Here is an 841-nt window from a genome sequence, read left to right as displayed (position 1 = left end):
CGGAGGAATTGGGTTCACCGTCGGGAAGCAAATGCAGAGCGACGACCAGAAATCCGTTCGTACCACGGCCGCGGCAAGTACCGTCGGAAGTGTGGGTGGAAACGTCAGCCTCTCAGCCGGCAATCAGTATCGGCAAATCGGCAGCGATGTTCTCGCCCCGGAAGGCGATATCTCGGTGACTGCCAAGAATATTGAAATCTCTGAAGCCAGACAGACGGGCCGCTTCGAGCAAGAATCCAAGTTCAAGCAAAGTGGATTGTCGATCAGCATATCGTCACCAGTCATCAGCGCGGTGGAAGCTACTTAGAAATAAAGGCGAAGGTGGAGCCATGAGGAGACTGCTTGCATCATTGACCCTTCTGTTATTTGTGACAATGGGGGGATGTTCGGAAAAAATGTTCCAGCCCCCACCTCCTGAATTTAAGAACTGGTCAAGGCCAGGTGCAGATGCCCTACAGATAAAAAAGAAGCTCTTAGAGTGCGGGCTCAGCTCTCCTGCTTGGCTAAGCAATTCCAGAACCTACGATGAGATGGCGTCTGCCTATTTTTGTATGAGGCAAGCAGGCTATCAATATTTAAATGACCCTTTGGACTGGTGTAAAAACCATCGTGATAAAAATCTAGCAGTGTGTGCACCAGGGGCGACCATACCCGCCCCCAGCATCAGCCGAAGATTGAACAGTCCATATTGCAGGAGAGCGACGGATTATGAGTACTGCAAGCAGAATGCGCGCTATCCTGATGCCTGCGACGACATCGACTATGAAAACCCTGTACCAGAGTGCCTGCCATAAGGTGCAACACCTCGAGAATCAAAGGAGAAAGTATGCGGATCTTCCAT

1 protein-coding gene is annotated in these 841 nt (G+C 50.9%); it reads left to right on the top strand.

Annotated features, from left to right (window positions below; translation table 11 throughout):
• Positions 1-307: hemagglutinin repeat-containing protein (locus EHO01S_RS17895; protein WP_155964385.1), on the top strand; the 307-nt coding region annotated here is incomplete at its 5' end.
• Between the last annotated feature and the right edge of the window lie 534 nt (positions 308-841).

This window comes from Edwardsiella hoshinae NBRC 105699 = ATCC 33379 (genome assembly GCF_000474215.1).
Classification (GTDB): Bacteria; Pseudomonadota; Gammaproteobacteria; order Enterobacterales; family Enterobacteriaceae; genus Edwardsiella; species Edwardsiella hoshinae.
The sequence above is the reverse complement of the archived record's forward strand: the minus strand, read 5'-3'. Positions and strand labels throughout refer to the sequence as shown.